Origin of the sequence: Pseudoalteromonas sp. P1-9 (assembly GCF_001399975.1) — a bacterium.
Classification (GTDB): Bacteria; Pseudomonadota; Gammaproteobacteria; order Enterobacterales; family Alteromonadaceae; genus Pseudoalteromonas.
The window spans coordinates 1-352 of the sequence record NZ_LKBD01000155.1; the positions used below are offsets into that span (position 1 = coordinate 1).

A 352-nucleotide genomic window follows, 5' to 3' on the forward strand; every position below is an offset into this window, starting at 1 on the left:
CAAGCTTATTATAAACGCTGTAAAGTGGCGGTAATAAAAGAGCAGTTTGAGCAACGAGTATTATCGTTCGTAAAGGCACAGCGGATGACACATCCTCGCATTGGTACCAGAAAGTTACAGTACATAATGCAACAGTCAGAGCTACACATAGGCCGAGACCACTTGTTTTCCTTACTGAGAGTAAACCGCTTATTAGAGCTAACTAAACGCGCTTATCACCGAACAACACAGAGCCTGCATCGATTTTATAAACACCCAAACACCATAAAAGATGGGATTGAATTAACTCGTCCAGAGCAATTATGGGTGGCGGATATCACTTACCTGCCAACGAAAGAATGCGAGTCCTATC

Annotated in this window: 1 pseudogene; it reads left to right on the forward strand. The window is 42.9% G+C overall.

Annotation, left to right across the window (positions count from 1 at the left end):
• Positions 1 to 84: 84 nt before the first annotated feature.
• Positions 85 to 352, forward strand: a pseudogene (locus tag AN214_RS21985) (IS3 family transposase); the annotation flags it as partial.